Source organism: Rhodococcus sp. P4_C10 (assembly GCF_056402135.1).
In genome coordinates this window covers 125633-148880 of the sequence record NZ_JBFUHZ010000005.1, presented here as the reverse complement: position 1 = coordinate 148880, position 23248 = coordinate 125633, and the positions used below count along the sequence as shown (strand labels likewise).

At 69.8% G+C, this 23248-nt stretch carries 24 protein-coding genes and 1 pseudogene; 9 read left to right on the top strand and 16 right to left on the bottom strand.

Annotated features, from left to right (window positions below; genetic code table 11):
• Positions 1-3 precede the first annotated feature (3 nt).
• Entirely contained in the window at positions 4-870 is an 867-nt protein-coding gene (locus tag AC1DWC_RS04310) for an SCO6745 family protein (protein WP_477906319.1), read from the bottom strand.
• Positions 871-890: 20 nt separating this feature from the next.
• Complete coding sequence (gene uvrB / locus AC1DWC_RS04305) at positions 891-3053, bottom strand: excinuclease ABC subunit UvrB (RefSeq protein ID WP_477906318.1); 2163 nt, start codon at positions 3051-3053, stop codon at positions 891-893.
• 79 nt (positions 3054-3132) lie between these two features.
• Between uvrB and AC1DWC_RS04300 the strand changes: the two genes are divergently transcribed.
• Entirely contained in the window at positions 3133-3642 is a 510-nt protein-coding gene (locus AC1DWC_RS04300; RefSeq protein ID WP_477906317.1) for a ribonuclease FAU-1 family protein, read from the top strand.
• Between the two features lie 6 nt (positions 3643-3648).
• On the opposite strand, the gene coaE is transcribed toward AC1DWC_RS04300, so the two are convergent.
• Positions 3649-4863 (bottom strand): dephospho-CoA kinase, encoded by a 1215-nt coding sequence (gene coaE / locus AC1DWC_RS04295; protein ID WP_477906316.1) that lies wholly within the window; start codon positions 4861-4863, stop codon positions 3649-3651.
• Positions 4864-4982: 119 nt separating this feature from the next.
• On the opposite strand from coaE, the gene AC1DWC_RS04290 reads away from it, so the two are divergent.
• Together AC1DWC_RS04290 and AC1DWC_RS04285 are read left to right on the top strand one after the other, a co-directional pair.
• Complete coding sequence (locus tag AC1DWC_RS04290; protein WP_072845606.1) at positions 4983-5201, top strand: hypothetical protein; 219 nt, start codon at positions 4983-4985, stop codon at positions 5199-5201.
• Positions 5202-5334: 133 nt separating this feature from the next.
• Complete coding sequence (locus tag AC1DWC_RS04285; protein WP_072845607.1) at positions 5335-5580, top strand: hypothetical protein; 246 nt, start codon at positions 5335-5337, stop codon at positions 5578-5580.
• A 102-nt stretch (positions 5581-5682) separates the two neighbouring features.
• On the opposite strand, the gene rpsA is transcribed toward AC1DWC_RS04285, so the two are convergent.
• Positions 5683-7161 carry a 30S ribosomal protein S1 gene (gene rpsA, locus AC1DWC_RS04280; RefSeq protein WP_072845608.1) on the bottom strand — a complete coding sequence of 493 codons (1479 nt, stop codon included), beginning with the start codon at positions 7159-7161 and terminating at the stop codon, positions 5683-5685.
• Positions 7162-7417: 256 nt separating this feature from the next.
• Here rpsA and AC1DWC_RS04275 point away from each other — a divergent pair, with 256 nt between their 5' ends.
• Complete coding sequence (locus AC1DWC_RS04275) at positions 7418-7804, top strand: CD225/dispanin family protein (protein ID WP_477906315.1); 387 nt, start codon at positions 7418-7420, stop codon at positions 7802-7804.
• Between the two features lie 74 nt (positions 7805-7878).
• Positions 7879-8616 (top strand): annotated as a pseudogene (locus AC1DWC_RS04270) (class I SAM-dependent methyltransferase); the annotation flags it as partial.
• Between the two features lie 60 nt (positions 8617-8676).
• Here AC1DWC_RS04270 and AC1DWC_RS04265 read toward each other — a convergent pair.
• The 4 genes from AC1DWC_RS04265 to AC1DWC_RS04250 all read right to left on the bottom strand — a co-directional run bounded on the left by AC1DWC_RS04265 (position 8677) and on the right by AC1DWC_RS04250 (position 11770).
• Positions 8677-9516 carry an ABC transporter permease gene (locus AC1DWC_RS04265; RefSeq protein WP_477906314.1) on the bottom strand — a complete coding sequence of 280 codons (840 nt, stop codon included), beginning with the start codon at positions 9514-9516 and terminating at the stop codon, positions 8677-8679.
• Positions 9513-10313, bottom strand: coding sequence for an ABC transporter ATP-binding protein (locus AC1DWC_RS04260; protein WP_477906313.1), 801 nt, complete (start codon positions 10311-10313; stop codon positions 9513-9515). The genes AC1DWC_RS04265 and AC1DWC_RS04260 overlap by 4 nt, the downstream gene beginning before the upstream one ends.
• Before the next feature lie 36 nt (positions 10314-10349).
• Positions 10350-11189 (bottom strand): DUF4097 family beta strand repeat-containing protein, encoded by an 840-nt coding sequence (locus AC1DWC_RS04255; protein ID WP_477906312.1) that lies wholly within the window; start codon positions 11187-11189, stop codon positions 10350-10352.
• Between the two features lie 68 nt (positions 11190-11257).
• Entirely contained in the window at positions 11258-11770 is a 513-nt protein-coding gene (locus tag AC1DWC_RS04250) for a toxin-antitoxin system HicB family antitoxin (protein WP_477906311.1), read from the bottom strand.
• A gap of 297 nt (positions 11771-12067) precedes the next feature.
• Here AC1DWC_RS04250 and AC1DWC_RS04245 point away from each other — a divergent pair, with 297 nt between their 5' ends.
• Positions 12068-13171: a DNA polymerase III subunit beta family protein gene (locus tag AC1DWC_RS04245; RefSeq protein ID WP_477906310.1), complete on the top strand. Its 1104-nt coding sequence runs from the start codon at positions 12068-12070 to the stop codon at positions 13169-13171.
• On the top strand, positions 13168-13674 hold the full coding sequence (locus AC1DWC_RS04240) for a hypothetical protein (protein ID WP_477906309.1): 507 nt from the start codon (positions 13168-13170) through the stop codon (positions 13672-13674). The genes AC1DWC_RS04245 and AC1DWC_RS04240 overlap by 4 nt, the downstream gene beginning before the upstream one ends.
• A 72-nt stretch (positions 13675-13746) precedes the next feature.
• Here the strand turns inward: AC1DWC_RS04240 and AC1DWC_RS04235 are convergent, their stop codons facing one another.
• The 6 genes from AC1DWC_RS04235 to AC1DWC_RS04210 all read right to left on the bottom strand — a co-directional run bounded on the left by AC1DWC_RS04235 (position 13747) and on the right by AC1DWC_RS04210 (position 18720).
• Positions 13747-13908: a type II toxin-antitoxin system antitoxin gene (locus tag AC1DWC_RS04235; RefSeq protein WP_169888380.1), complete on the bottom strand. Its 162-nt coding sequence runs from the start codon at positions 13906-13908 to the stop codon at positions 13747-13749.
• 16 nt (positions 13909-13924) lie between these two features.
• Positions 13925-14773 carry an SPFH domain-containing protein gene (locus tag AC1DWC_RS04230; protein WP_477906308.1) on the bottom strand — a complete coding sequence of 283 codons (849 nt, stop codon included), beginning with the start codon at positions 14771-14773 and terminating at the stop codon, positions 13925-13927.
• An 81-nt stretch (positions 14774-14854) separates the two neighbouring features.
• Positions 14855-15616, bottom strand: a complete 762-nt coding sequence (locus AC1DWC_RS04225; protein ID WP_092776250.1) for an amino acid ABC transporter ATP-binding protein — start codon at positions 15614-15616, stop codon at positions 14855-14857.
• The gene (locus AC1DWC_RS04220) at positions 15613-16605 is read right to left on the bottom strand and encodes an amino acid ABC transporter permease (RefSeq protein ID WP_477906307.1); all 993 of its coding nucleotides are present in this window, start codon (positions 16603-16605) and stop codon (positions 15613-15615) included. The genes AC1DWC_RS04225 and AC1DWC_RS04220 overlap by 4 nt, the downstream gene beginning before the upstream one ends.
• A gap of 12 nt (positions 16606-16617) precedes the next feature.
• Complete coding sequence (locus tag AC1DWC_RS04215) at positions 16618-17505, bottom strand: ABC transporter substrate-binding protein (RefSeq protein ID WP_477906350.1); 888 nt, start codon at positions 17503-17505, stop codon at positions 16618-16620.
• A 105-nt stretch (positions 17506-17610) separates the two neighbouring features.
• On the bottom strand, positions 17611-18720 hold the full coding sequence (locus tag AC1DWC_RS04210; protein WP_477906306.1) for an isocitrate/isopropylmalate dehydrogenase family protein: 1110 nt from the start codon (positions 18718-18720) through the stop codon (positions 17611-17613).
• Here AC1DWC_RS04210 and AC1DWC_RS04205 point away from each other — a divergent pair.
• Entirely contained in the window at positions 18719-19231 is a 513-nt protein-coding gene (locus AC1DWC_RS04205; protein WP_477906305.1) for a 2'-5' RNA ligase family protein, read from the top strand. The two genes, AC1DWC_RS04210 and AC1DWC_RS04205, sit on opposite strands and share 2 nt — an antisense overlap.
• 61 nt (positions 19232-19292) lie before the next feature.
• Positions 19293-19658, top strand: a complete 366-nt coding sequence (gene trxA, locus AC1DWC_RS04200) for a thioredoxin (protein WP_072845621.1) — start codon at positions 19293-19295, stop codon at positions 19656-19658.
• Between the two features lie 21 nt (positions 19659-19679).
• On the opposite strand, the gene AC1DWC_RS04195 is transcribed toward trxA, so the two are convergent.
• The gene (locus tag AC1DWC_RS04195; RefSeq protein WP_072845622.1) at positions 19680-20453 is read right to left on the bottom strand and encodes a PIG-L family deacetylase; all 774 of its coding nucleotides are present in this window, start codon (positions 20451-20453) and stop codon (positions 19680-19682) included.
• 24 nt (positions 20454-20477) lie between these two features.
• Entirely contained in the window at positions 20478-23213 is a 2736-nt protein-coding gene (gene polA / locus AC1DWC_RS04190; protein ID WP_477906304.1) for a DNA polymerase I, read from the bottom strand.
• Positions 23214-23248 lie beyond the last annotated feature (35 nt).

The following is a 23248-nucleotide window of genomic DNA, read 5'->3' as shown; positions in this document are numbered from 1 at the left end:
GGCTCACCACTTGCCCCAGCGCTGGCCGAAGAGGTTCGGCGGGTAGGTGCCCGCGTCGAGGATCGCGGCCCGCATCGGCGTCAGCAGCTCGGCGAGCCGGTCGAGCCCGGCGTCACCCAGCTCGGCCCACGGCGCGAAGGCCAGGTCGTCGGTGACGTCCTCGGTCACCTCCCGGATCTCCGTGCCCAGCTCGGTGAGGGTTCCGTTGTCGGCGAGCAGACCACGGTCGCGCAGGTCCGCGCTCGCGGCGTCCCACTGTTCGCGGCTCCAGCCGCGACGCGAGAGGGCGGCCTTCTCGGTGAAGCCGGTGCCGGTCGCGGTGTGCGTGACCAGGGCCTCGATCCCGGACAGCCCGGCCGCCTGCAGCGCCACGGTGTGACCGTCGCCGCGGTACTCCCGCAACAGCGTCAACGAGTGCCACAGCGACAGGTGCGGCTCGGCCGGCTGCTCCACGGCGGCGTGCGCGGCGAACAGCGGCCGCCCCTCGGGGCGCGTCGCACGCGCGGCGATGGCCGCGATGTCCGCGGCCTCCGCCATCTCGACCGACCCGACGACGGCATCGCCCAGCAGTCGGCGCAGTGCCGCATCCGCACCCATGTAGCGCGCCGCGACGATCTCCGTCGGGTTCGCCAGTTCCCAGGCCCGCGGCAGGTAGGTGGCCACCAACTCCGGGTTGAAGGTGTAGAACGTCGCCGCGACGACCGGCGCCGTGACCCGGCCCATCGCCGCGGACCGTCCGGCGAAGTAGGTCATCCCGCCGGGTTCGAGGCCGGCCGCGACGAGCGCGTCGGACACCTCCGGCACGAAATAGCACATGCTGTGGAAGGCGTCGAAGGTCTTCGCGTACCGGCCTGCGGTCTGGGCGTCCATCCCGCAACCGTAGCGGGGAGCTACTGGAGCCCGGCCGCGTCCATCCCCCGCAGCTCCTTCTTCAGGTCCTGGATCTCGTCGCGCAGCCGGCCGGCCAGCTCGAACTGCAGGTCGCGCGCGGCGTTCATCATCTGGTCGGTGAGTTCCTTGACGAGGTCGGCGAGTTCGGCTCGCGGCATCGACTTCACGTCGCGGCCCTCGAACACCCCGGCGCTGACCGCGCGTCCGGGCTCGCCCTGCGCCCTCCTGCCGCGGCTCGCGTTGCGTCCGGACCCGCCGACGTCCACCCCGGCCGCGGTGTCCTCGGCCTCCTCGTAGACCTGGTCGAGGATGTCGGCGATCTTCTTGCGCAGCGGCTGCGGGTCGACGCCCCGCTCCTTGTTGTAGGCGATCTGCTTCTCCCGGCGCCGGTCGGTCTCCTCGATCGCGTGCTGCATCGAGTCCGTGATCCGGTCGGCGTACATGTGCACCTGGCCGGAGACGTTGCGCGCCGCGCGGCCGATGGTCTGGATGAGGCTGGTCGAGCTGCGCAGGAAGCCCTCCTTGTCCGCGTCGAGGATCGCGACCAGGGACACCTCGGGCAGGTCGAGTCCCTCGCGGAGCAGGTTGATGCCGACGAGCACGTCGTACTCGCCCAGCCGCAGCTGACGGAGCAGTTCCACCCGGCGCAGCGTGTCGATGTCCGAGTGCAGGTAGCGCACCCGGATGCCCAGTTCCAGCAGGTAGTCGGTGAGGTCCTCGGCCATCTTCTTGGTCAGGGTGGTAACCAGGACCCGCTCGTCCTTGTCGGTGCGCTGCCGGATCTCGTGCACCAGGTCGTCGATCTGACCCTTCGTGGGCTTGACGACCACCTCCGGGTCCACCAGGCCGGTCGGCCGGATCACCTGCTCGACGAACTCGCCGCCCGACTGGCCGAGTTCGTACTTGCCGGGGGTGGCCGACAGGTAGACGGTCTGGCCGATCCGCTGGCTGAACTCCTCCCAGGTGAGCGGGCGGTTGTCGGTGGCCGACGGCAGCCGGAACCCGAACTCCACCAGGTTGCGCTTGCGCGACATGTCGCCCTCGTACATGGCGCCGATCTGCGGGACGGTCACGTGCGACTCGTCGATGACCAGCAGGAAGTCCTCGGGGAAGTAGTCGATCAGGGTGGCCGGCGCCGAACCCGCGGGCCGGCCGTCGATGTGCCGCGAGTAGTTCTCGATGCCCGAGCAGAAACCGACCTGCTTGATCATCTCGAGGTCGTAGTTGGTGCGCATCCGCAACCGCTGCGCCTCGAGCAGCTTGCCCCGGCCCTCCAGGTCCGCAAGCCGCGCCTCGAGTTCGGCCTCGATGTCCTTGACCGCGCGTTCCATCCGCTCCGGACCGGCCACGTAGTGGGTGGCCGGGAAGATCCGCACCGAGTCCACCTGCCGGACCACCTCGCCGGTCAGCGGATGCAGGTAGTACAGCGCCTCGATCTCGTCGCCGAAGAACTCGATCCGGACGGCGAGCTCCTCGTAGGACGGGATGATCTCGACGGTGTCGCCGCGGACCCGGAACGACCCGCGGGTGAACGCGACGTCGTTGCGGTTGTACTGGACGTCGACCAGCAGCCGCAGCAGCGCGTCGCGCGGGACCTCCACGCCGACGTCCAGCTCGATGGACCGGTCCAGGTACGACTGCGGGGTGCCGAGGCCGTAGATGCACGAGACGGAGGCGACCACCACCACGTCGCGGCGCGAGAGCAGGCTCGACGTCGCGGAGTGCCGCAGCCTCTCGACGTCGTCGTTGACCGACGAGTCCTTCTCGATGTAGGTGTCCGTCTGCGCGATGTACGCCTCGGGCTGGTAGTAGTCGTAGTACGAGACGAAGTACTCGACGGCGTTGTTCGGCAACATCTCCCGCAACTCGTTGGCGAGCTGGGCGGCGAGGGTCTTGTTCGGCGCCATAAGCAGCGTCGGCCGCTGCAGCTTCTCGATCAGCCAGGCCGTGGTGGCCGACTTACCGGTGCCGGTGGCGCCGAGCAGGACCACGTTCTCCTCGCCCGCCTGGATCCGGCGTTCCAACTCGGCGATCGCGGTCGGCTGGTCGCCCGCGGGCCGGTGGTCGCTGACCACCTCGAAGCGGCCGTCGGACCGTTCGATCTCGCCGACGGGCCGGAACTCGGAGTGAGCCACCACGGGATGCTCGGATGCAAACGCCATGGAACCAGGGTAGGCCGGGGGTCCGACATGCTCGTCGCCGATCCGCGCGCGGAGGATGCGCTTGGTAGCTTCTGCAGCTATGGACGCCGCGGTGCACGCCCCGAAGATCGAGTCCTTCAGCCTCGACGACCGGACGAACACGGACCCCAAGGGATTCGTCCGGCCGGTCGACCACTACCACGCCGAGCCGTGGGGCCTGTACATGGCCCGGCCGTCGGACCACCCGCACTTCCACTACCTGGAGTCGTGGCTGCTGCCCGAGCTCGGCCTGCGCGCGTCGATCTTCCACTACCACCCATTCCACGCCCGTGACCAGGACCGCTACGTCGACATCGGCGAGTACACGGACGGCGGCGCGGTGTGGCGCTCGCAGGACCACTACCTGGACCTGGTGGTGCGGACCGGCCGCGACACCGAACTCCTCGACGTCGACGAACTGGTCGCAGCGCACGCCGCCGGCATGCTCGACGCCGCCACCACCGACCGGGCCATCACCCGGGCCGTGGTGGCGGTGGACGGCATCGCCAGCCACGGCCACGACCTCGACGCGTGGCTGGCCTCACGCGGGATGCCGGTCAGCTGGCGCTGACGCCGGTCACCCGGCGGTCCACCCGGCGTCGCGTGCCCACTGCTCGGCGCGCACCGCGGCACCGTCGAACCACGGCGTCGTCGCCGTCGCGTACCGGTCGGCGGCCGTCGCCAGGTCCGGAGCGCCGAGTGCCTGCGCCGCCGCCGCACGCTTGACCGCCAGGTACTCGGCGCGCGCCTGCGGATCCGCGGTGAGCCAGTCCCGGAACACCAGCGCGAACCGCTGACCGGGCCAGCCGTCGACGCGCACGTGCACATCGACCGGCCGCCCGGGATCGGCGGCGCCGTGGAACCGCTTGTCCCACAGCGCCGGATCTGCCTCGCCGCCGATGTCGTACGCCGGCTTCGGATCGTCCGCGGTGACCGACTCCACTCGCGGGAACCCGGCGGCGGCGAGGGGCCCGGCCAACTCGTCCGCGACGGCCAGGCTCGGCACGGTCACCTGGAAGTCGAGCACGTCCTTGGCGTCGAGGCCCGGCACCGCGGTCGAGCCGATGTGGTCGACGCGCACGGCCGCGGCCCCGCACACCGCCCGCAGCCGGTCGGTCAGCCGGCGCGCCTGGTCCGGCCACGACGGGTCCGCGGGCACCAGCACCGGCGGCGTGCGGACCACCGTGGCGGTTCGGATGTTCTCCGCGTACCGCGTCAACCGCTCCCACAGGGCCCTGACCTCGACGTCCAGGTCGCCCTCCGGGCCGTTGTTGTCGAGCCACACGTCGGCCGCGGCCCTACGCTGCTCGTCGGTGGCCTGTGCTGCCATCCGGGCTCGGGCGTCGGCCTCCGGCATGCCGCGCAACTCGACCAGGCGTCGGACCCGTTCCTCCGCCTCCACGTGCACCACCACGACGAGGTGGAACAGCGGGCCCATTCGACCCTCGACGAGCAACGGAATGTCCTGCAGCACCACGGAATCCGAGGGTGCCGAGTCGACGATCGCATTGGTGCGACTGCCGATCAGCGGGTGCACGATCGCGTTGAGCCGACCGCGTGCCTCGTCGTCGCCGAATGCCTTGGCAGCCAGAGCCGGACGATCCAGCTCCCCGTCGGCTAGGATGTCGTTGCCGAATTCAGCTACCAGAGCGGCCAATCCGGGAGTACCGGGCTCTACGACCTCACGGGCGATTTTGTCAGCGTCGACGATCACCGCCCCGAGCTCGCCGAGAATCCTCGACACAGTGGACTTTCCTGCTCCAATGCCTCCGGTGAGGCCGATTCGCAACACCGCAACAGTCTGTCACCAAACACGCCAAAGCACATCCAGCCCAAATACACCAGGTTTTCTGCGTTTTCGGATATCTTCGTCCGTGACGACCAGGCCTCTTTTCAATCAGAAGGATCACCATGCGAAGCAGCCTCACTCACCCCGGTCGGCACCGTCTCGGCATGGTCGACGGAGTGCACTGCATCCTGATCCCGGAGGTCGCGCTGGCATTGGCCGACCACCGCCGCAACTGGTTCACCCAGATGCTCAGCCCGGCCCGCCACAGCTTCGCATCGATGCGCAAGCGCACGACGGAGATGCAGGGCTCCTGGTCGCCGACCGCCGCCGTCGCCAACTGACCAGGTGAGCTGACCGCCACCCACCGACACGGTGAACGAGAGTGACCCCGCCCGACAGTCCCGGGCGGGGTCACTCTCGTTCGTGTACGCAACGAGGGATGCGAGCGCGGCGCAACGGTCCTAGCGTGAAGACATGACCGTCACAGCGAACGACCTCCGACAGCTCCTCGGCAGCACTCTCCCGGCACCGACCCTGGTGCTCGAGGAGGGATCGCTCAAGATCTTCTCCGGCGAGGAGGTCACGCGGCAGTCGCCCTGGGTGGTCACCACCCGCGACGACCTCCTCGCGGAGTTGCCCGACGCCGACAACCCGACAGAACACGACCTCGTGGAGAAGGCCGCCCTGCTCGACGAGCTGGTGTCGAGCAACGGGGCCTGAACCGCAACCGCCCGCACACCCGACACCCGGACACCAGAAAGCCCCGGTCCTTTTTGCAAGGGCCGGGGCTCTCGGGTCGGACCCGACTAGCGGGTCGTCAGACTATGCGTTGCCGGACAGCTTCTCCCGCAGCGCAGCGAGCTGTGCATCGCTGGCCAGGGATCCGCTTGCCTCGGACGAAGCCGCGACAGCCTCGCCGCTCTCGTCCGCACCGGTCTCGGAGGAGTAGTTGGTGCCGGCAGCGCCGGCAGCAGCCTCGGCGGCCTCGTCGGCAGCCGTCTTCTCCATCTGAGCGGTGTGCATCTTGTGGCGACGCTCCGCCTCGGCGTAGCGGGACTCCCACTCTTCACGCTGCTTGTCGAAGCCCTCGAGCCATTCGTTGGTCTCGGAGTCGAAGCCCTCGGGGAAGATGTAGTTGCCCTGCTCGTCGTACGAGTCGGCCATGCCGTACTTGGACGGGTCGAACTCGGCGCTGTAGTCCTCGTTCGCCTGCTTCAGCGACAGCGAGATCCGGCGACGCTCGAGGTCGATGTCGATGACCTTGACGAGAGCATCGTCGCCGACGCCGACAACCTGGTCCGGAACCTCCACGTGGCGCTCGGCCAGCTCGGAGATGTGGACGAGGCCTTCGATTCCCTCTTCGACGCGCACGAAGGCACCGAACGGAACCAGCTTGGTGACCTTACCGGGCACGATCTGGCCGATGGCGTGCGTGCGGGCGAACTGACGCCACGGGTCTTCCTGCGTCGCCTTGAGCGAGAGGGAGACGCGCTCGCGGTCGAGATCGACGTCGAGAACCTCGACGGTGACCTCGGTGCCGACCTCGACAACCTCGGACGGGTGGTCGATGTGCTTCCAGGACAGCTCGGAGACGTGCACCAGGCCGTCGACGCCACCCAGGTCCACGAAGGCACCGAAGTTGACGATGGAGGACACGACGCCCTTGCGGACCTGGCCCTTCTGGAGCTGGTGCAGGAACTCGCTGCGGACCTCGGACTGGGTCTGCTCGAGCCACGCGCGACGCGACAGGACCACGTTGTTGCGGTTCTTGTCGAGCTCGATGATCTTGGCCTCGATCTCCTTGCCGACGTACGGCTGGAGGTCGCGGACACGACGCATCTCGACGAGCGAGGCGGGCAGGAAGCCACGGAGACCGATGTCGAGGATCAGGCCGCCCTTGACGACCTCGATGACGGTGCCCTTGACGGCCTCGTCCTTCTCCTTGAGCTCCTCGATGGTGCCCCAGGCGCGCTCGTACTGTGCGCGCTTCTTCGACAGGATCAGTCGACCTTCCTTGTCCTCCTTGGTGAGAACAAGAGCCTCGACGGCGTCGCCGACGGAAACGACCTCGTTGGGGTCGACGTCGTGCTTGATCGAGAGCTCGCGGGAAGGGATGACGCCTTCGGTCTTGTAACCGATGTCGAGTAGAACCTCGTCACGGTCGACCTTGACGATGGTGCCTTCGACGATGTCGCCATCGTTGAAGTACTTGATCGTGGCGTCGATCGCGGCGAGGAAGTCCTCGGCGGAGCCGATGTCGTTGACGGCTACCTGCGGCGAGGTATGAGTGGTTGTGGGCATTTGGTGAGTTGCTCCGGAGGGATAGGTGTCGGTTGATGGTGTTCTGTCGGACCTACGAGCAGACGACTGCGCTCCAAACTTCGGTGCGCGACCGCGGACACTCGCGTGGATTAGGGTACGCGGCCGGTAGCTAGCTGGGCAAACCCGGGTCGGATACGACCGCATTCGCGACCGGTCACCGCCGACCGGACTCAGCGATCCCTCAGGGGGACTCGGTACCGTCGACAGTGACAGAAGTCACACGAGGAGTACCGACATGACCGCTCCGGATCAGAATCCTCAACCCTTCCAACCAGCAACACCCGCCCCACCCGCCGACACCCCCGACGCGCCGCGACCGGCCGGCCCCGACCGCCGCACGCGGCCGCCGAGCAACGTCGGCTGGGCCGTGGCGTCGCTGGTCTTCTTCTGGCCGCTGGCGTTCGCCGCGTTCACCCACTCGTTCAACGTCTACCCCCTGTGGGCGGACGGCGACGTCGAGGGATCCACGGACGCGTCCGACCGTGCCCGCCGCCTCGGCCAGATCTCGCTCTGGCTGTTCGGGGCACTCGCACTGCTGTTCGTCGTCGTCTACTCGATCATGGCGGTCGTGTGGATGTCGCAGGGCGTCGACCACGAGTTCGTGCACCCCCGGATGCACTAGCCCCCCTGCCCCGCCGCGCCGGCCCGACGTTGGATGATTGGCGTCCGACCGCACACCTGCCAGGGGCTGAACACATGACGCAACCACCCGTTCCCGACGACCGGCACGCCGCCGCCAATGCCGTCCTCGGCACCACCGGGGTCAGCCGCACCCGCGTCGGTTCCGCCGACAGCGAGCGCGCCAGCCGCGCCTGGTGGGACGCGGACGCCGACGACTACCACCGCACCCACGGCGACTTCCTCGGCGTCGAGTCCGCGGGCGGCGAGTTCGTCTGGTGCCCGGAGGGCCTGCACGAGGGCGACGTGCACCTGCTCGGTGACGTCGCGGGCAAGGACGTGCTGGAGATCGGCTGCGGTTCTGCGCCCTGCGCGCGCTGGCTGGCCGGCCAGGGCGCCCGGGCGGTGGGCCTGGACCTGTCGAAGGGGATGCTCGCGCGCGGACTCGACGCGATGGCCGCGGGCGGGCCGCGGGTGCCGCTGGTTCAGGCCGGCGCCGAGTCGCTGCCGTTCGCGGACGCGAGTTTCGACATCGCCTGCTCGGCCTTCGGCGGCGTCCCGTTCGTCGCCGACTCCGCGCTGGTGATGCGCGAGGTGGCCCGGGTGCTCCGGCCCGGCGGGCTCTGGGTTTTCTCCGTCAACCACCCGATGCGCTGGATCTTCCCCGACGACCCCGGCCCCAAGGGGCTCACCGCGACGATTCCGTACTTCGACCGCACCCCCTACGTCGAGGTCGACGACGACGGGGTGCCGACCTACGTGGAGCACCACCGGACGATCGGCGACCGGGTGCGCGAGATCGTCGCGGCGGGACTCGCCCCCCCCCCCCCCCCCCCCCCCCCCCCCCCCCCCCCCCCCCCCCCCCCGACGTGACGCTCAGAGGCGACGCTCGCGCCGGTAGAGCGAGCGCGCCCACGCGTATCCGGCGACGCCGATCGCCACGGTCCAGCCGACCGCCTGCGCAACCACCGCGCCCTCGAGCCCCGCGCCGCCGGCGAGCAGCCCGCGCACGGTCTCGATGATCGGCGTGAACGGCTGGTACTCCGCGAACCAGCGCACCGCCGTCGGCATGGTCTCGACCGGCACGAACCCGCTGCCCAGGAACGGCAGCAGCAGGAGGATCATCGGGGTGTTGCTGGCGGTCTCGACGCTCCGAGCGTTCAGCCCCATGGCGACGCACAGCCAGCTGAGGGCGAGCCCCAGCAGCACGAACAGACCCAGCAGCGCGAGCCAGTCGAGCACGTCGGCGTCGGGACGGTAGCCCATCGCGAGTGCCGCGCCGAGCACGAGGACGAGCGCTGCCAGCGACTGGAGCACCGTGCCGAGCACCTGCCCGGAGAGCACGGACCCCGGCGAGATCGCCATGGTCTTGAACCGCGCCATGATCCCGCTCGCGGCGTCCATGGCGGCGCTGATGGCCACGGACTGTCCCGCGCCCACGATGGTGAGGATGAACAGAGTGGGCGTGATGTAGTCCAGGTACGCCGCCCGCCCGTCGGCACCGGGGGCGACCCCGGGCATGACGCCTGCGCCGAGGGCGCCGCCGAAGACGTACACGAACAGCACGAGCATCACCAGCGGGCCGGCGACGAGGAACATGGTGAGCCCCGGGTAGCGCACCGCGCGTAAGAGGTTGCGGCGCAGCATGGTAACGACGTCGGCGACCGGGCTGGGGCTCGGGGTTGCAGCGAGCGGGGTGGCGGCGAGGGTGGTCATCGGACGATCTCCTTGTCCTGCGTCGTGTCGGTCTCGGTCTCGGTTGGCGGCTCGGTCAGGGCGAGGAACACGTCGTCGAGTGAGCCGGTGTCGTGCGCGGCCTTGAGCTCGGCGGGCGTGCCCTCGGCGACGATGCGGCCGCCGTTCAGGACGGCGACCGAGTCGGCGAGCTTGTCTGCCTCCTCGAGGTACTGCGTGGTGAGCAGGATCGTGGTGCCCGCGGCGACGAGCGTCCGCACCTCGTCCCACAGGGTGCGGCGACTGCGCGGGTCGAGGCCCGTCGTGGGCTCGTCGAGGAAGACCACGGACGGTGACCCGACGAGGGTCATCGCGAGGTCGAGCTTGCGCTTCATGCCGCCGGAGAAGGTCGCCACGGGCTTGCGCGCGGCGTCGGCGAGGCCGAAGCGCTCGAGCAGTTCGGTGATCCGGCGGCGCCCCCCGGCGCGGCCGAGGTGATTGAGGTCGGCCATGAGCCGCAGGTTCTCGGTGGCGTTGAGCAGTTCGTCGACGGCGGTGATCTGGCCGGTCACGCCGATCGATGCGCGGACCGCCTCGGGCTCACGCGCCACGTCGTGGCCCGCGATGCGGACCGTGCCCGCGTCGGCGGCGAGCAGGGTGGACATGACGCCGACGGCAGTGGTCTTGCCTGCCCCGTTGGGGCCGAGCAGTGCGGTCACGGTCCCGGCCGGCACGACCAGGTCGACGCCGTCGAGCACGAGTTGCTCGCCCCCCTTCGACCGGTACGACTTGCGCAGGCCGGCGACCTCGATCGCGGGACCGCGGACGGTGGTGGTCATGGGTTCTCCTTCGATGGTGGGTTGTCAGGGCCTGGGTCAGGCGTGCGGACGTCGGACGACGATGTCGCCGTAGCTGGTGCCGGCGCGCACCTCGACTGTCCGGTCGCTCTCGTCGGGGCCGGCGGCGCCGCGCAGGAGGTTGCGGACCTTGCCGTGCTGCGCGGTGGCGTCGACCCAGGCGGCGGTGCCCTCCGGCACCCCGACCTCGATCGCGCCGGTCGAGCTCTCGAGCTGGACCCGGCCGCCGACGGCCTGCTCGACGCGGATGTTTCCGTGCGCGGTCCGGGCGGTGGTGTCACCGAGCGACCGGTCGATCGAGATGGGACCGTGGGCGCCGTTCACGCGCAGGGTGCCGGTCGCCGCGCCGATCTCGGTGGAACCGTTCGTGTTCTTGATGGTGGCGTCTCCGTCGAGCTCGCGGATCCGCACGCCGCCGGCAGTGACGACGATCTCGGTGGAGCCGAGGGCGCGCCCCACGACGACGGAACCCGCGCTCGCGCGGAGGTCGAGCCGACCGGCCTCGTCGATCCGGATGTCGCCGGCGCGGCTCGTGAACGAGCAGGTGCCGAGCGCGCCCTGGACGAACAGGGGGCCCAGCGCGCTGCCCCGCAGGGCGGAGCCGGCCGGAAGCTCGATCGTGAGCTCGACGGAGGACTTGGTGAGGTACTTCCACCTGGTGCTCGTCTGCACGGTCAGGGTGCCGTCGTGGAAGTCGACGCGCGTCTCCGCCGCGGCCTTGACGTCGCCGGACTTGCTCGGGTCGCCGGGGTGGACGGTGACCACGGTGTCGGCGCGATCGCTCGCGACGAGGTTGACGGCGCCAACGGCGATGTCGACGGAGACCGTGATCGGTTCGGGGGTCGCGAAAGTGGGCATGGTGGGTCCTCCGGGTCTGGTGTCTGCCACTGCTTGCAGGGCGCGGGACTGCGGTTGGGCGGTGTGGGTCAACGCACCCAGCCGGTCAGCCGACCGGAGGTGCTGGAGTTGCGCGCTGCCGCGCGGGACGGTGCGGCGGGTACGAGCGCGGCAGCGACCGCGCGCACGAGCCACGTGTTGACGGACACGCCCTCACGAGCCGCCGCCGCCTCGGCCTGGGACTTGAGTTGGTCGGGGAGGCGGAGCGTGGTGCGGGACGTGCTGACGTCGTCGGGGTCGAGAACCGTGGGCCGGACCGGTTCTTCGGCCGCGGGCTCCGGGGCCTCGAACGTCGGGGCCGGGGCGGGGGTGACGACGAACTCCGGGTCGCGGCCCCGGAGGCGCACATCGACAGACCCCGGGGCGAGCTCGGCCGTGATCTCGTTCGCCGCCGTCGAGAGGGCTTCGAGCAGCACGAGTCGGACGGCGGCGTCCAGCGGGGCCGTCATGCGGGCGGCGAGCTCACGTGCCTCGTCCCCGCCCGCGGCGGCTGCGGTGGCGAGCTGGTGCTGCAGCTCGTCGACGTATCTTGTCAGGTCCATGACACCACTATGACACCACTCGAATGCCATAGCAATAGGTAGCGCGTCATTGTTGGTGTCAAAGTGGTGCCAGCACGGCGCTGCGCAGACGAAAGCACAGGTCACAGCGGCCGACGGCGCGGGTGGGCGAACGCGAAGATGCGCCACGCTGGAGCGCTCCCGGGGAGATCCGGGGCATGACAACGTCGCCGGCGGCCACGACGACACCACCGGCAACCAGCTGTCGCGGGGCATGGCGTCGGTGGCGGCCACCGCCCTGGTTGACCTTCAGGTAGGTCGAAGCCCAATGATGTCGGGGTGGCGGATTTCGGGTTGATGTCGATCGGGTCGTTCGCGAGTCGGAGCGGTCTGACGGCGAGCGCATTGCGTTTCTACGCCGATGCAAGGCTGCTACTGCCTGCGGAGGTCGACCCGGTCTCCGGATACCGGCTCTACGGGGAAGACCAGCTCGAGCGGGCCGTTCTGCTCCGGCAACTGCGCGAGATCGGTATGCCGCTCGCAACCGCGAAATCCGTCCTCAACGCTGGACGCGACGAGGCAGTTCGCCTGGTCGACCAGCATGTCGACGCAGTGGTCAGCGGCGCGACGGCCGCACGACAGCAGGCCGCCGTCATCAAGGCAGCCTTGGCCGCGGAGCCCGCAGTGGTAGTCGTTGCGCTGAGCGGGCCGGTGTTGGCGGCGGCGATCGAGCAGGTTCTGACTGCCACCACCGATGAACCGGACATCGCCGTTCTCGGCGGTGTCCGGTTCGAGTCCGATACCGGTGCGGTGACCGTGACCGCCACTGATCGCTACCGTCTGTCCACCCGCACCCTCGCGACCGCCGATCCGACTGCTGCGACGTGGGCGGCGACGGTGAACGGCGACGATCTACGCAGTTGCCTCGGCGACCTGCGGCGCACACCTCTGGCTCGGATCGAAGCGACCGAGCACGGGATGTGGATACGGCTGCCGGACCGGGGTGACCGGCATTGCCGGCTACTGCCCGAGCCGTTTCCCGACTACCGGTCGATGCTCGACTCGCTACCAGCGGTGACGACCCGCGTCGAGGCCTCGAAGTCATTGCTCCTGCGGGCCCTCGAGGAGCGACCAGCTGACCGGATCTCGATGCACGTCACCGAGGCCGGGGTCACGGTGCTGGACGACCACGGCGGACCGGACACGGGCGTCCACCTGCCGGCCCGCGTGAGTGGGCCCTCGATCGAGGCCTGGTTCGAGATGACCACGCTCTATCCCGCTGTCAGCACCGCGATCGGCGCAGACGTGCTGCTCGACCTCAGGGGCCCCGCACAGCCCGCCACCGTCCGCTCGGCCGACCACGGCGATCTCACCACCCTTGCCATGCCCACCAAACCCCATCCGAGAGAAAACACCACAAACCCGAAGGGGAAGGACACATGACGGAACCCACCAGCGCGGACCCGATGATGGACGCGATCGGCAAGGCCATCACCGAGGGTCGCAGCGGAAACACGGACCGGGCCCGCGGCCAACTCCTGGACCTGTGGAAGGTGATCGGAGTCAGCGGCGATCCCTTGCACCGCTGCACACTCGCGCATTACCTTGCCGACCTCTGCGGCGATCCGGCGCAGGCACTGGCCTGGGATGTGCGCGCACTCGATGCCGCCGACGCCGTCACCGAGCGGCGCGTCCAAGAACATCACGCCAGCCTGCACATCGCCGGCTTCTATCCCTCGCTTCACCTCAACCTCGCCGACAACTATCGCCGGCTGGGATCCTTCGAAGCCGCCCGGGAACACATCGACGCCGCCCGGGAGCGCTCGTCTGCGCTGCCCCCCGATTCATATGGGGAACTCATTCGTACGGCGATCGACGAGGTGACCACGGCCGTCGAGAATCAGGACACCGCGGTCCGGGCTTCGGCCCCAGGCGCGACCGCGTGACCCACAAGGACGCGCCGCTCACCACGAAGGGCACCGAGGCCTCGTCGAGCGGTGCCGCACCACCTCACACGACTACCCGGAACCGCGCGGCGGCCGGCCGGCCTCGTCCAACGCCCGGCGCAGCGCGTACTCCAGCTGCGCGTTGACGCTGCGCAGGTCGTCGGCGGCCCACTTCGCGATCGCGTCGTAGACGGCCGGGTCCAGCCGCAGCAGCACCTTCTTGCGTTCGGTCATCGGATGTCCGGTCGGCTCAGGCGTACAGGGTGCCGGTGTTGACCACCGGCTGCGTCGCCTTGTCGCCACACAGGACCACCAGCAGGTTGGAGACCATCGCGGCCTTGCGTTCCTCGTCGAGTTCGACGACGCCCTGCTCGGCGAGCCGCTCCAGCGCCAGGCCGACCATGCCGACCGCGCCCTCGACGATCTTGGTGCGGGCGGCGACGACCTGCGCGGCCTGCTGACGGACCAGCATCGACTGGGCGATCTCCGGCGCGTACGCCAGGTGCGTGATGCGCGCCTCGACCACCTCGACGCCGGCCAGGTCGGTCCGCTCCCCCAGTTCGGCGGTCAGTTCGGCGGCCACCTCGCTGCCGTCACGCAGGCTGGTGCGGCCCGCCTCGTGCGAGTCGTAGGGGTGAGTGGTCGCGAGGTGACGCACCGCCGCCTCGGACTGGATCGCGACGTACTCCTCGTAGTCGTCCACCGCGAACGACGCCTTGCCGCTGTCGACGACCTTGTAGACCACCACGGCCGCGATCTCCACCGGGTTGCCGTCCGCGTCGTTGACCTTCAGCTTCGCGGTCTCGAAGTTGCGCACCCGCAACGTGATCCGCCGCTTGGTGGTCAGCGGGAGGACCCACTGGAAGCCGTCCTGCGAGACCGAACCGACGTAGCGGCCGAAGAACTGGATCACGCGGGCCTCGTTCGGGTTGATCACCGTGAACCCGGTCAGCCCGACGGCCACCACCACCGCCACAACCACGCCCACAGCGATGCCGCCGACACCGGCGGTCAGCGCGAGCGCCGCCCCCGCGAGTGCCGCCACGACCAGTCCGAGCAGCACCCCGAACCCGTTCAGCCGAAACGCCCGTCGCTCCATTTGCTCCCCCAACCTCGTTGATTGCAAAGTGATATCACTACGATATCAGCAATGGAGGAGGCGCAGCAGCCCCGACGACCGTCAGAGCAGGTTCGACAGGAACAGCTTGGTCCGGTCGTGCTGCGGATTGGCCAGCAGTTCACGGGGATTGCCCGACTCGACGACCACCCCGCCGTCCATGAACACCAACTCGTCGGCCACCTCGCGGGCGAAGCCCATCTCGTGGGTGACGACGACCATCGTCATGCCCTCCTTGGCGAGGTTCTGCATGACCGTGAGCACCTCACCGACCAACTCCGGGTCCAGCGCGGAGGTCGGCTCGTCGAAGAGCATCAGCTTCGGGTCCATCGCCAGAGCCCGGGCGATCGCGACGCGCTGCTGCTGGCCGCCCGAGAGCTGCGCCGGGTATGCGTCGGCCTTCGCGCTCAGGCCCACCTGGTCGAGCAGGTCCCGGGCCCGGGCGACGGCGTCCTTCTTGGGCACCCGCTTGACCTGGGTGGGCGCCTCGATGATGTTCTCCAGCGCGGTCCGGTGCGGGAACAGGTTGAAGTGCTGGAAGACCATGCCGATGTCGCGGCGCTGCCGGGCCGCGGCCCGCGGGTGCAGCTCGTAGAGCTTGCCGCCGCGCTCCTCGTAGCCCACCAGCTCGCCGTCCACGTACAGCCGGCCCGCGTTGACCACCTCGAGGTGGTTGATGCAGCGCAGGAAGGTGGACTTGCCGGACCCCGACGGCCCGACCAGGCACAGCACCTGGCCGCGGTCGATCTCCAGGGACACGCCCTTGAGCACCTGCAGCGCGCCGTAGTTCTTGCAGACCCGGTCCGCCTTCACCATCGCGGTCATTTGCGTTCGCCTCCGGGTGCGTCGGGCAGGGTGCCGGTGGACGGCTCGATCACGACGGGCTTGCCCTGTGCGTCGGCCAGGGCCTGCAACTGCCGGGCGGTCAGGGTGCGCGAGGCCCCCTTCGAGTAGTAACGCTCGAGGTAGTACTGCCCGACCATCAGCACGCTGGTGATCGCCAGGTACCAGGTCGCGGCCACCAACAGCAGCGGGATGGGTTGGAAGTTCGCGCCCGCGATGTCCCCCTGGCGGCCGTAGAGTTCCAGGCTGAACGGGATCGCGGACACCAGCGAGGTGGTCTTGAGCATGCTGATCAGCTCGTTGCCGGTCGGCGGGATGATCACCCGCATCGCCTGCGGCAGCACCGTGCGGCGCATGGTCTGCGACCAGGTCATGCCCAGCGCGGTCGAGGCCTCGGTCTGCCCCTCGTTGACCGAGCCGACACCGGCCCGGACGATCTCCGCCATGTACGCGGCCTCGTTCAGCCCGAGACCGATGATCGCGAACAGGAATGCGGCCTCGAGACCCTGCACCTCGATGTGGACGAACTGGTGCACGAACGGGATGCCCAGGTCGATCGACTTGTAGATCGACGGGAACAGCCCCCAGAACACCAACTGCACGTACACCGGCGTGCCACGGAAGATCCACAGGTACCCCCACGCGGTGGAGCGCAGCACCGGGTTCGGCGAAAGCCGCATCACCGCGATGATCACCCCGAGGACCACCGCCAACGCCATCGCCAGCACCGTCAACTGCACCGTCACCCAGGCGGCCTCGGTGATCCGGCGGTCGAACAGGTAGCGCCCGTACACGTCCCAGCCGAAGGCCTCGTTGGTTGCCGCTCCGTAGACGAACAGCGCGAGCAACACGACCACGCCGGCGGCAGCGATCCACCGTCCGGGCCGCCGCAGCGGCACCGCCTTGATCGGCAGCGGCTCCCCCGCGTCGGCGCCGGCGGCCGCCGCGGCGCTGGTCTGGTTCTCTGACATGGTCTCGCCCCTCTACCCGGCTGCGCCGTTGATCTGCGACGTCGTGATGGTGCCTGCTGCGACGCCCCAGTTTTCGGCGATCTGCTGGTAAACGCCGGTGTCGATCAGGTGCTGCAACGCCTGCTGCAGCGCGGGCGCCAGCGGCGAGCCCTTCTTGACCGGCCAACCGTAGGGCGCCGAATCGAAGAGCTCACCGGCGGGCACCAGTCGTCCGTTGCTGCGTTTGATCGCGTAGGCGGTCACCGGCGAATCCGCGGACAGCGCGTCCACGCGCCCGAGGATCAGCGCGTTCGCCACGGCGTCCTGACTGTCGTACTTGACCTTCGAGATCGGGGGTTTGCCCGCGGCGACACAGGCGTCGCTCTTTGCGGGTACCTCGTCGATGTCCTCGGTGGTGGTGGTCTGCACCCCGACCCGCAGCCCGCAGGCGTCGTCGGGGTCGATCGAGTCGCCCGCCCGCTGGGCCCACTGGATGCCGGCCCGGTAGTAGGTGACGAAGTCGACGGATTCCTCGCGTTCCTTCGTGTCGGTGAACGACGACGCGCCCATGTTGAAGGTCCCGGCCTGGACGGCGGGGATGATCTTGGCGAAGTCCGCCTGCTTGAAGTCCGCGGTCAGCCCCATGACCCCCGCGACGGCCGTCATCAGATCCACGTCGAATCCGACGATCTCACCGGACTCGTCCTTGAATTCGTTGGGCGCATAGGGGACGTTGACGCCGATCACCAGCCGGCCGGTCGACGCGATGTCGGGCGGCACCAGCGCGGCGATCTCGTCGACCCGGTCCACCTTCACCTGCTCGGCGGGGACCAGTCCCTCGTTGTTCGTGACGCATCCGGTCAGCACGGACCCGAGCAACAGCGCCGCGAGAACCGTCCCGAAAACTCTGGCCCGTCGCAGCCGACGCGGGCTCCGAGACTGCTGCACCCGTCTTGACCACACCTGCAGAAGACTACTGGTTCACCTGCGGTTCACCCGAATCCTCGGGCCGCCGTCCCAGCCGCGTCAGCGACGCAGGATCCGCGCGCCCACCGTCTCGGTGAACTCGGCGGTCGAGGCCAGCCCGCCGAGGTCCGTCGTGGCCACCCCCGCGGCGAGGGTGCCGGTGACCCCGAGGCGGATCCGGTCCGCGGCCAGTCCGAGGAGGTCGTCGGCCCGCCGGGCCGACATCCAGTCCAGCAGCATCGCGGACGAGAGCATCATCGCGGTCGGGTTGGCCCGGTTGCGCCCGGCGATGTCGGGGGCGGCGCCGTGCGCTGCCTGCGCCATCGCCTTGGTCTCCGACGCGTTGAGCGACGGCGCGGTGCCCAGCGACCCGGCCAACTCGCCGGCCAGGTCCGAGAGGATGTCGCCGAACATGTTCTCCGTCACCACGACGTCGAAGTCGGCGCCGCGCCGCACCAGGTGCGCGGCCATCGCGTCGACGTGCTCGGTGCGGATCTCGACTCCCGGGTACTGCCGCCCCACCTCGAGGCACACGTCCCGGAACAGGCCCGTGGTGAGGGCGAGCACATTCGCCTTGTGCACCACGGTCACCCGGCGCCGGCGCCCGGCGGCCAACGCGAATGCCGTGTGCGCGATGCGTTCACACGCCCGTCGGGTGACGACGGCGACCGCCATCGCCACGTCGGGCGTCGGCATGAACTCGCCGCTGCCGGTGAACATGTTGCGGTCGGCGTAGAAGCCCTCGGTGTTCTCCCGCACGATCACCAGGTCCATGTCCGGCGCGGTCGCCCGCACCCCGGAGAACGCCTGGGCGGGGCGGATGTTCGCGAACAGGTCGAAGCGTTTGCGGATGGCGCCACCGGGGGTGAGCTGCCCGCGGAACTGCGGCGGGTAGGCGGCGCTGTCGTGCGGGCCGAGAATCCAGCCGTCGAGTCCGTCGAGCGCGTCGAGGGTCGAGTCCGGAATCGGGTTCCCGTGCTCGGCGATCGCGTCGAACCCGACCGGCACGTCGACCCACGCCACCGCGGGCGCGCCGACCGCGCTCATCGCGGCGTCCACGGTCGCCTGGGCCGCGGGCACGATCTCGTGCCCGATACCGTCGCCGACCAACAGTCCGATCCGGGGCGTCGTTGCGTTGGCTGGGTTCACCCGACCATCATTACTCACCATGGTGCAGTCCGTGGAGTTGCTGCTGGACGCCGAGCTCGACGCCGCCGTCCGACGGCAGTGGGCGCGGCTGTCCGCCGAGGCCCTGCCCAGCCAGGACGTGGTGCGCAAGTCCACGAACCGCCCGCACATCACCCTCGCGGTCGCCCGGCACATCGACCCCGAGACCGAGCTGATCCTGCAGCAGGGGTTGATCGCACCGAAGCTGCGGATCACCCTCGGCGGACTGGTGGTGTTCGGCGGCCAGCGAAAGACGCTGTCGTACCTGGTGATTCCCACCGCCGGCCTGCTTGCATTGCAGCGGACCGTCTTCCGGCTGATACATGCCAGCCCCGGGATCCCCGCACACACCCATCCGGGCGAGTGGACGCCGCACGTCACCCTCGCCCGGCGCGTGTTCCCCGACGAGATCGGCCCGGCGATCAATGCGCTCACGCCGCGAGAACTGACCGGCTCCGTCGACGGGATCCGGCGCTGGGACGGCGACGCCAAAAGGGAATGGCGCATAGCCTGAGGAAGAATCGGGCACGCCGAGGCGTTGAACCGGCGAGACAAGCAGCGACGAGAGGACCTTCATGGCCACGCAGACCCTGACCCAGCAGAACTTCGACGAGATCATCGGCGGGAACGACGTCGTCCTCGTCGACTTCTGGGCCGCCTGGTGCGGACCGTGCCGCGCCTTCGCACCGACCTTCGAGGCCTCGTCCGATCAGCACCCCGACGTGGTGCACGCCAAGGTGGACACCGAGGCCGAGCAGGGTCTCGCCGCCGCGGCGAACATCCGGTCCATCCCGACCATCATGGCGTTCCGCGAGGGCATCCTGGTCTACTCGCAGCCCGGCGCGATGCCCGCGGCCCAGCTCGACGACCTGCTCACGCAGGTCAAGGCGCTGGACATGGACAAGGTCCGCGAGCAGGCCGCCGCGCAGCAGCAGGCCTGACCGCGGGGCCGGGACCTGCCGTCAGAGCGGCAGGCCGGTCTCGGCCAGGCCGTCGGGGGCGCCGTGCCGCCGGAACCACTCCTGACCGAAGGCGGCGCGCAGCTGCTCGTCCGGCATCTGCAGGAACGGCCCGAAGTCCCCGACCTGGGTGGCGTGCGCGAGCATCGCGGCACGCTTGGCCGCCATCACCTCGCTCACGTCGACCACCGTGGTGATCTCGGAGGCCGGCAGGCCGAGGGTGTCGAGTTCCGGCGGCTGCGCGTCCGCCGACCACTCCGGGTTCGCGGCGATCAGCGCGCGGAGGTGGTCGCGGTTGAGCGTCGACTCGTACACGTGCGAGACCCCCGCCAGCTCCGCGGCGCGCACGCCCACCCGGTGCACCTGCACGTGGTCGGGGTGTCCGTAGCCGCCGTTGCGGTCGTACACCGTGACCACGTCCGCCGACTCCTCGACGAGGATCTCCGCCAGCCGTGCGGCCGCGTCCTCCACGTCGACGTTGCAGAAGGCCTCGGGGTTCGCGTTCTCCGGCGTCCCGGCCATCCCCGAATCCGCGTAGTGCAGCTGCACCACCCGGTGCGCGCCGAGCACCCGGGTGGACTCCTCCAGCTCACGCCGACGCCGCTCGGCGAGCGTCTCGCCCGCCGCGAGCAGGCCCTCCGGCACCTCCCCCAGCGCGCCGTCGGTGGCCGTGACCACCACGACACGGTGCCCCGCGTCCGCCGCCTGCCGCATCACCCCGCCGGTGCCGAAGACCTCGTCGTCGGGATGCGCGTGGAAGCAGACCAGAACACTCATGCCGTGATGGTTTCACAACCCGCGTCAGTGCGCGGCCGCGTCCCAACTTCGCCCGGTGCCGACCGAGACCTCCAACGGGACCGACAGCTCGATCGCGCCGGCCATCTTCTCCCGCACCAGCGTCTCGACCTGCTCGCGCTCGGACTCGACCACCTCGAGCACCAGCTCGTCGTGCACCTGCAGCAGCATCCGTGACTTCAGTCCCGTCGCCGCCAGCGCGTTCTGCACGTCGATCATCGCGACCTTGATGATGTCCGCGGCGGTGCCCTGGATCGGCGCGTTGAGCGCGGCCCGCTCGGCCACCTCGCGGCGCTGACGGTTGTCGCTGTTGAGGTCCGGCAGGTACCGGCGCCGGCCGTACAGGGTGGAGGTGTAGCCGTCCTTGCGGGCCTGCTCGACCACCTCGTGGAGGTAGTCCCGCACACCGCCGAAGCGGGCGAAGTAGGCGTCCATCTGCCCCTTGGCCTCCTCGGTGGAGATCTTCAGCTGCGAGGCCAGTCCATACGCGCTGAGCCCGTAGGCCAGGCCGTACGACATGGCCTTGACCCGGCGGCGCAGTTCGGGCGTGACCTCCTCGATCGGCACCCCGAAGGCCCGGGACCCGACGAAGCTGTGCAGGTCCTCGCCCGTGTTGAAGGCCTCGATCAGGCCCTCGTCGCGGGAGAGGTGCGCCATGATCCGCATCTCGATCTGGCTGTAGTCGGCGGTGAGCAGGTAGTCGTACCCCGCGCCGACGACGAAGCCGTCGCGGATCTGCCGTCCGGCGTCGGTGCGGACCGGGATGTTCTGCAGGTTCGGCTCGGTCGAGGACAGCCGACCCGTGGCCGCGACGGTCTGGTTGAAGGTGGTGTGGATCCGGTCGTCGTCGGCGACCGCCTTGAGCAGTCCGTCCACCGTCACCTTCAGCCGGGTGGCGTCGCGGTGCGCGAGCAGGTGCTCGAGGAACGGGTGGCCGGTCTTCTCGAACAACGACTGCAGGGCGTCCGCGTCGGTGGTGTAGCCGGTCTTGGTCTTCTTGGTCTTCGGCATGCCGAGGTCCTCGAACAGCACCACCTGGAGCTGCTTGGGCGAGCCGAGGTTGATCTGCTTGTCGATCACCGCGTACGCCGCGTTCGCGGCCTGGTTGATCTCGTCGGCGAAGCGGGACTGCAGGTCGCTGAAGTGCGCGGTGTCGACCGCGATACCGGTGGACTCGACGGTGGCGAGCACCCCGAGCAGCGGCAGTTCCATGTCCGCGAGCAGGCCGGTGGACTCGATCGTCTCCAGCTCCCCGTCCAGCGCGGCGGCCAGGTCCAGCACGGCCCGGGCCCGCAGGATCTGCGCCTCGGCGGCGGCCGCGTCGGCCTGGTCCTCGGTGTCGAGCAGCGACAGCTGACCCTGCTCGGACTCCTCGACCCGCAGCTCCCGCTTGAGGTAGCGCAGCGACAGGTCGTCGAGGTTGAAGGTGCGCTGACCGGGCCGGACCAGGTACGCCGCGAGGGCGGTGTCGCTGGTCAGTCCGCCGAGCACCCAGCCGCGGCCGCGCAACGCGTGCACCGCCGCCTTGGCCTCGTGCAGCGCCTTCGGCGCCGACGGGTCGGCGAGCCAGTCGCCGAGCGCCTGCTCGTCCTCCGGGGTGGCCGAGGTGGCGACGATGTAGGCGCCCTCGCCGTCGGCGGCCGCGATGGTCACCGCGGTGACGTCGCCCGCGTACGGGGTGCCGGCGCCGACCACGGACACGCCGCTGCGCGCCCCGGTGCGCGCGTGCTCGGCGAGCCAGGCGCTCACCTCGCCGGGTGCCAGCGCGCCGCCGCGCACCTCGAAGCCCTCCTCTGCCTCCGGTTCCGCGGAGCTGAGGGTGTCGAACAGCCGGTCCCGCAGCACCCGGAACTCGAGGTCGTCGAAGAGCATGTGGATCTTGTCGCGGTCCCACGGCGCCAGCATCAGCTGGTCCGGCGTGTACGGCAGCGGGACGTCGCGGACCATCTCGGTGAGCTGACGGTTGAGCACCACCGCCGACAGGTTCGCGCGCAACGAGTCGCCGACCTTGCCGCGGACCTCGTCGACGCGGTCGACGAGCTGGTCCAGCGAGCCGTACTCGCGGATCCACTTGGCGGCGGTCTTCTCCCCCACACCGGGGATGCCGGGCAGGTTGTCGCTCGGGTCGCCGCGCAGCGCCGCGTAGTCCGGGTACTGGCGCGGGGTGAGTCCGTACTTGCCCTCGACCTCCTCCGGGGTGAACCGGGTGAGCTCGGAGACGCCGCGCTTGGGGTAGAGCACGGTCACGTCGGGGGTGACCAGCTGCAGGGCGTCGCGGTCGCCGGTGCAGACCAGCACCCGGTAGCCGAGCGCGGTGGCCTGGGTGGTGAGGGTGGCGATGATGTCGTCCGCCTCGAAACCGGCCTCGGCCATCACCGGGATGCCCATCGCGCCGAGCACGTCCTTGGTGATCTCCACCTGCCCCTTGAACTCGTCGGGGGTCTTCGCGCGGTTCGCCTTGTACTCGGGGAACGCCTCGGCCCGGAAGGTCTGCCGGGACACGTCGAACGCCGCCGCCACGTGGGTGGGCTGCTCGTCGCGCAGCAGGTTGATCAGCATCGAGGTGAAGCCGTACACCGCGTTGGTGGTCTGACCGCTGTGGGTCTTGAAGTTCTCCGCGGGCAGCGCGAAGAACGCCCGGTAGGCCAGGGAGTGCCCGTCGAGCAGCAGCAGCGTCGGCTGCGGGCCCGCGGTGTCGCCGTCGGTTCGGGTGGTGGACCGTTCATCGGTTGCTGGGCTCACCGCAGTGAGTCTAGGGAGCGACACCGACAGTGTGG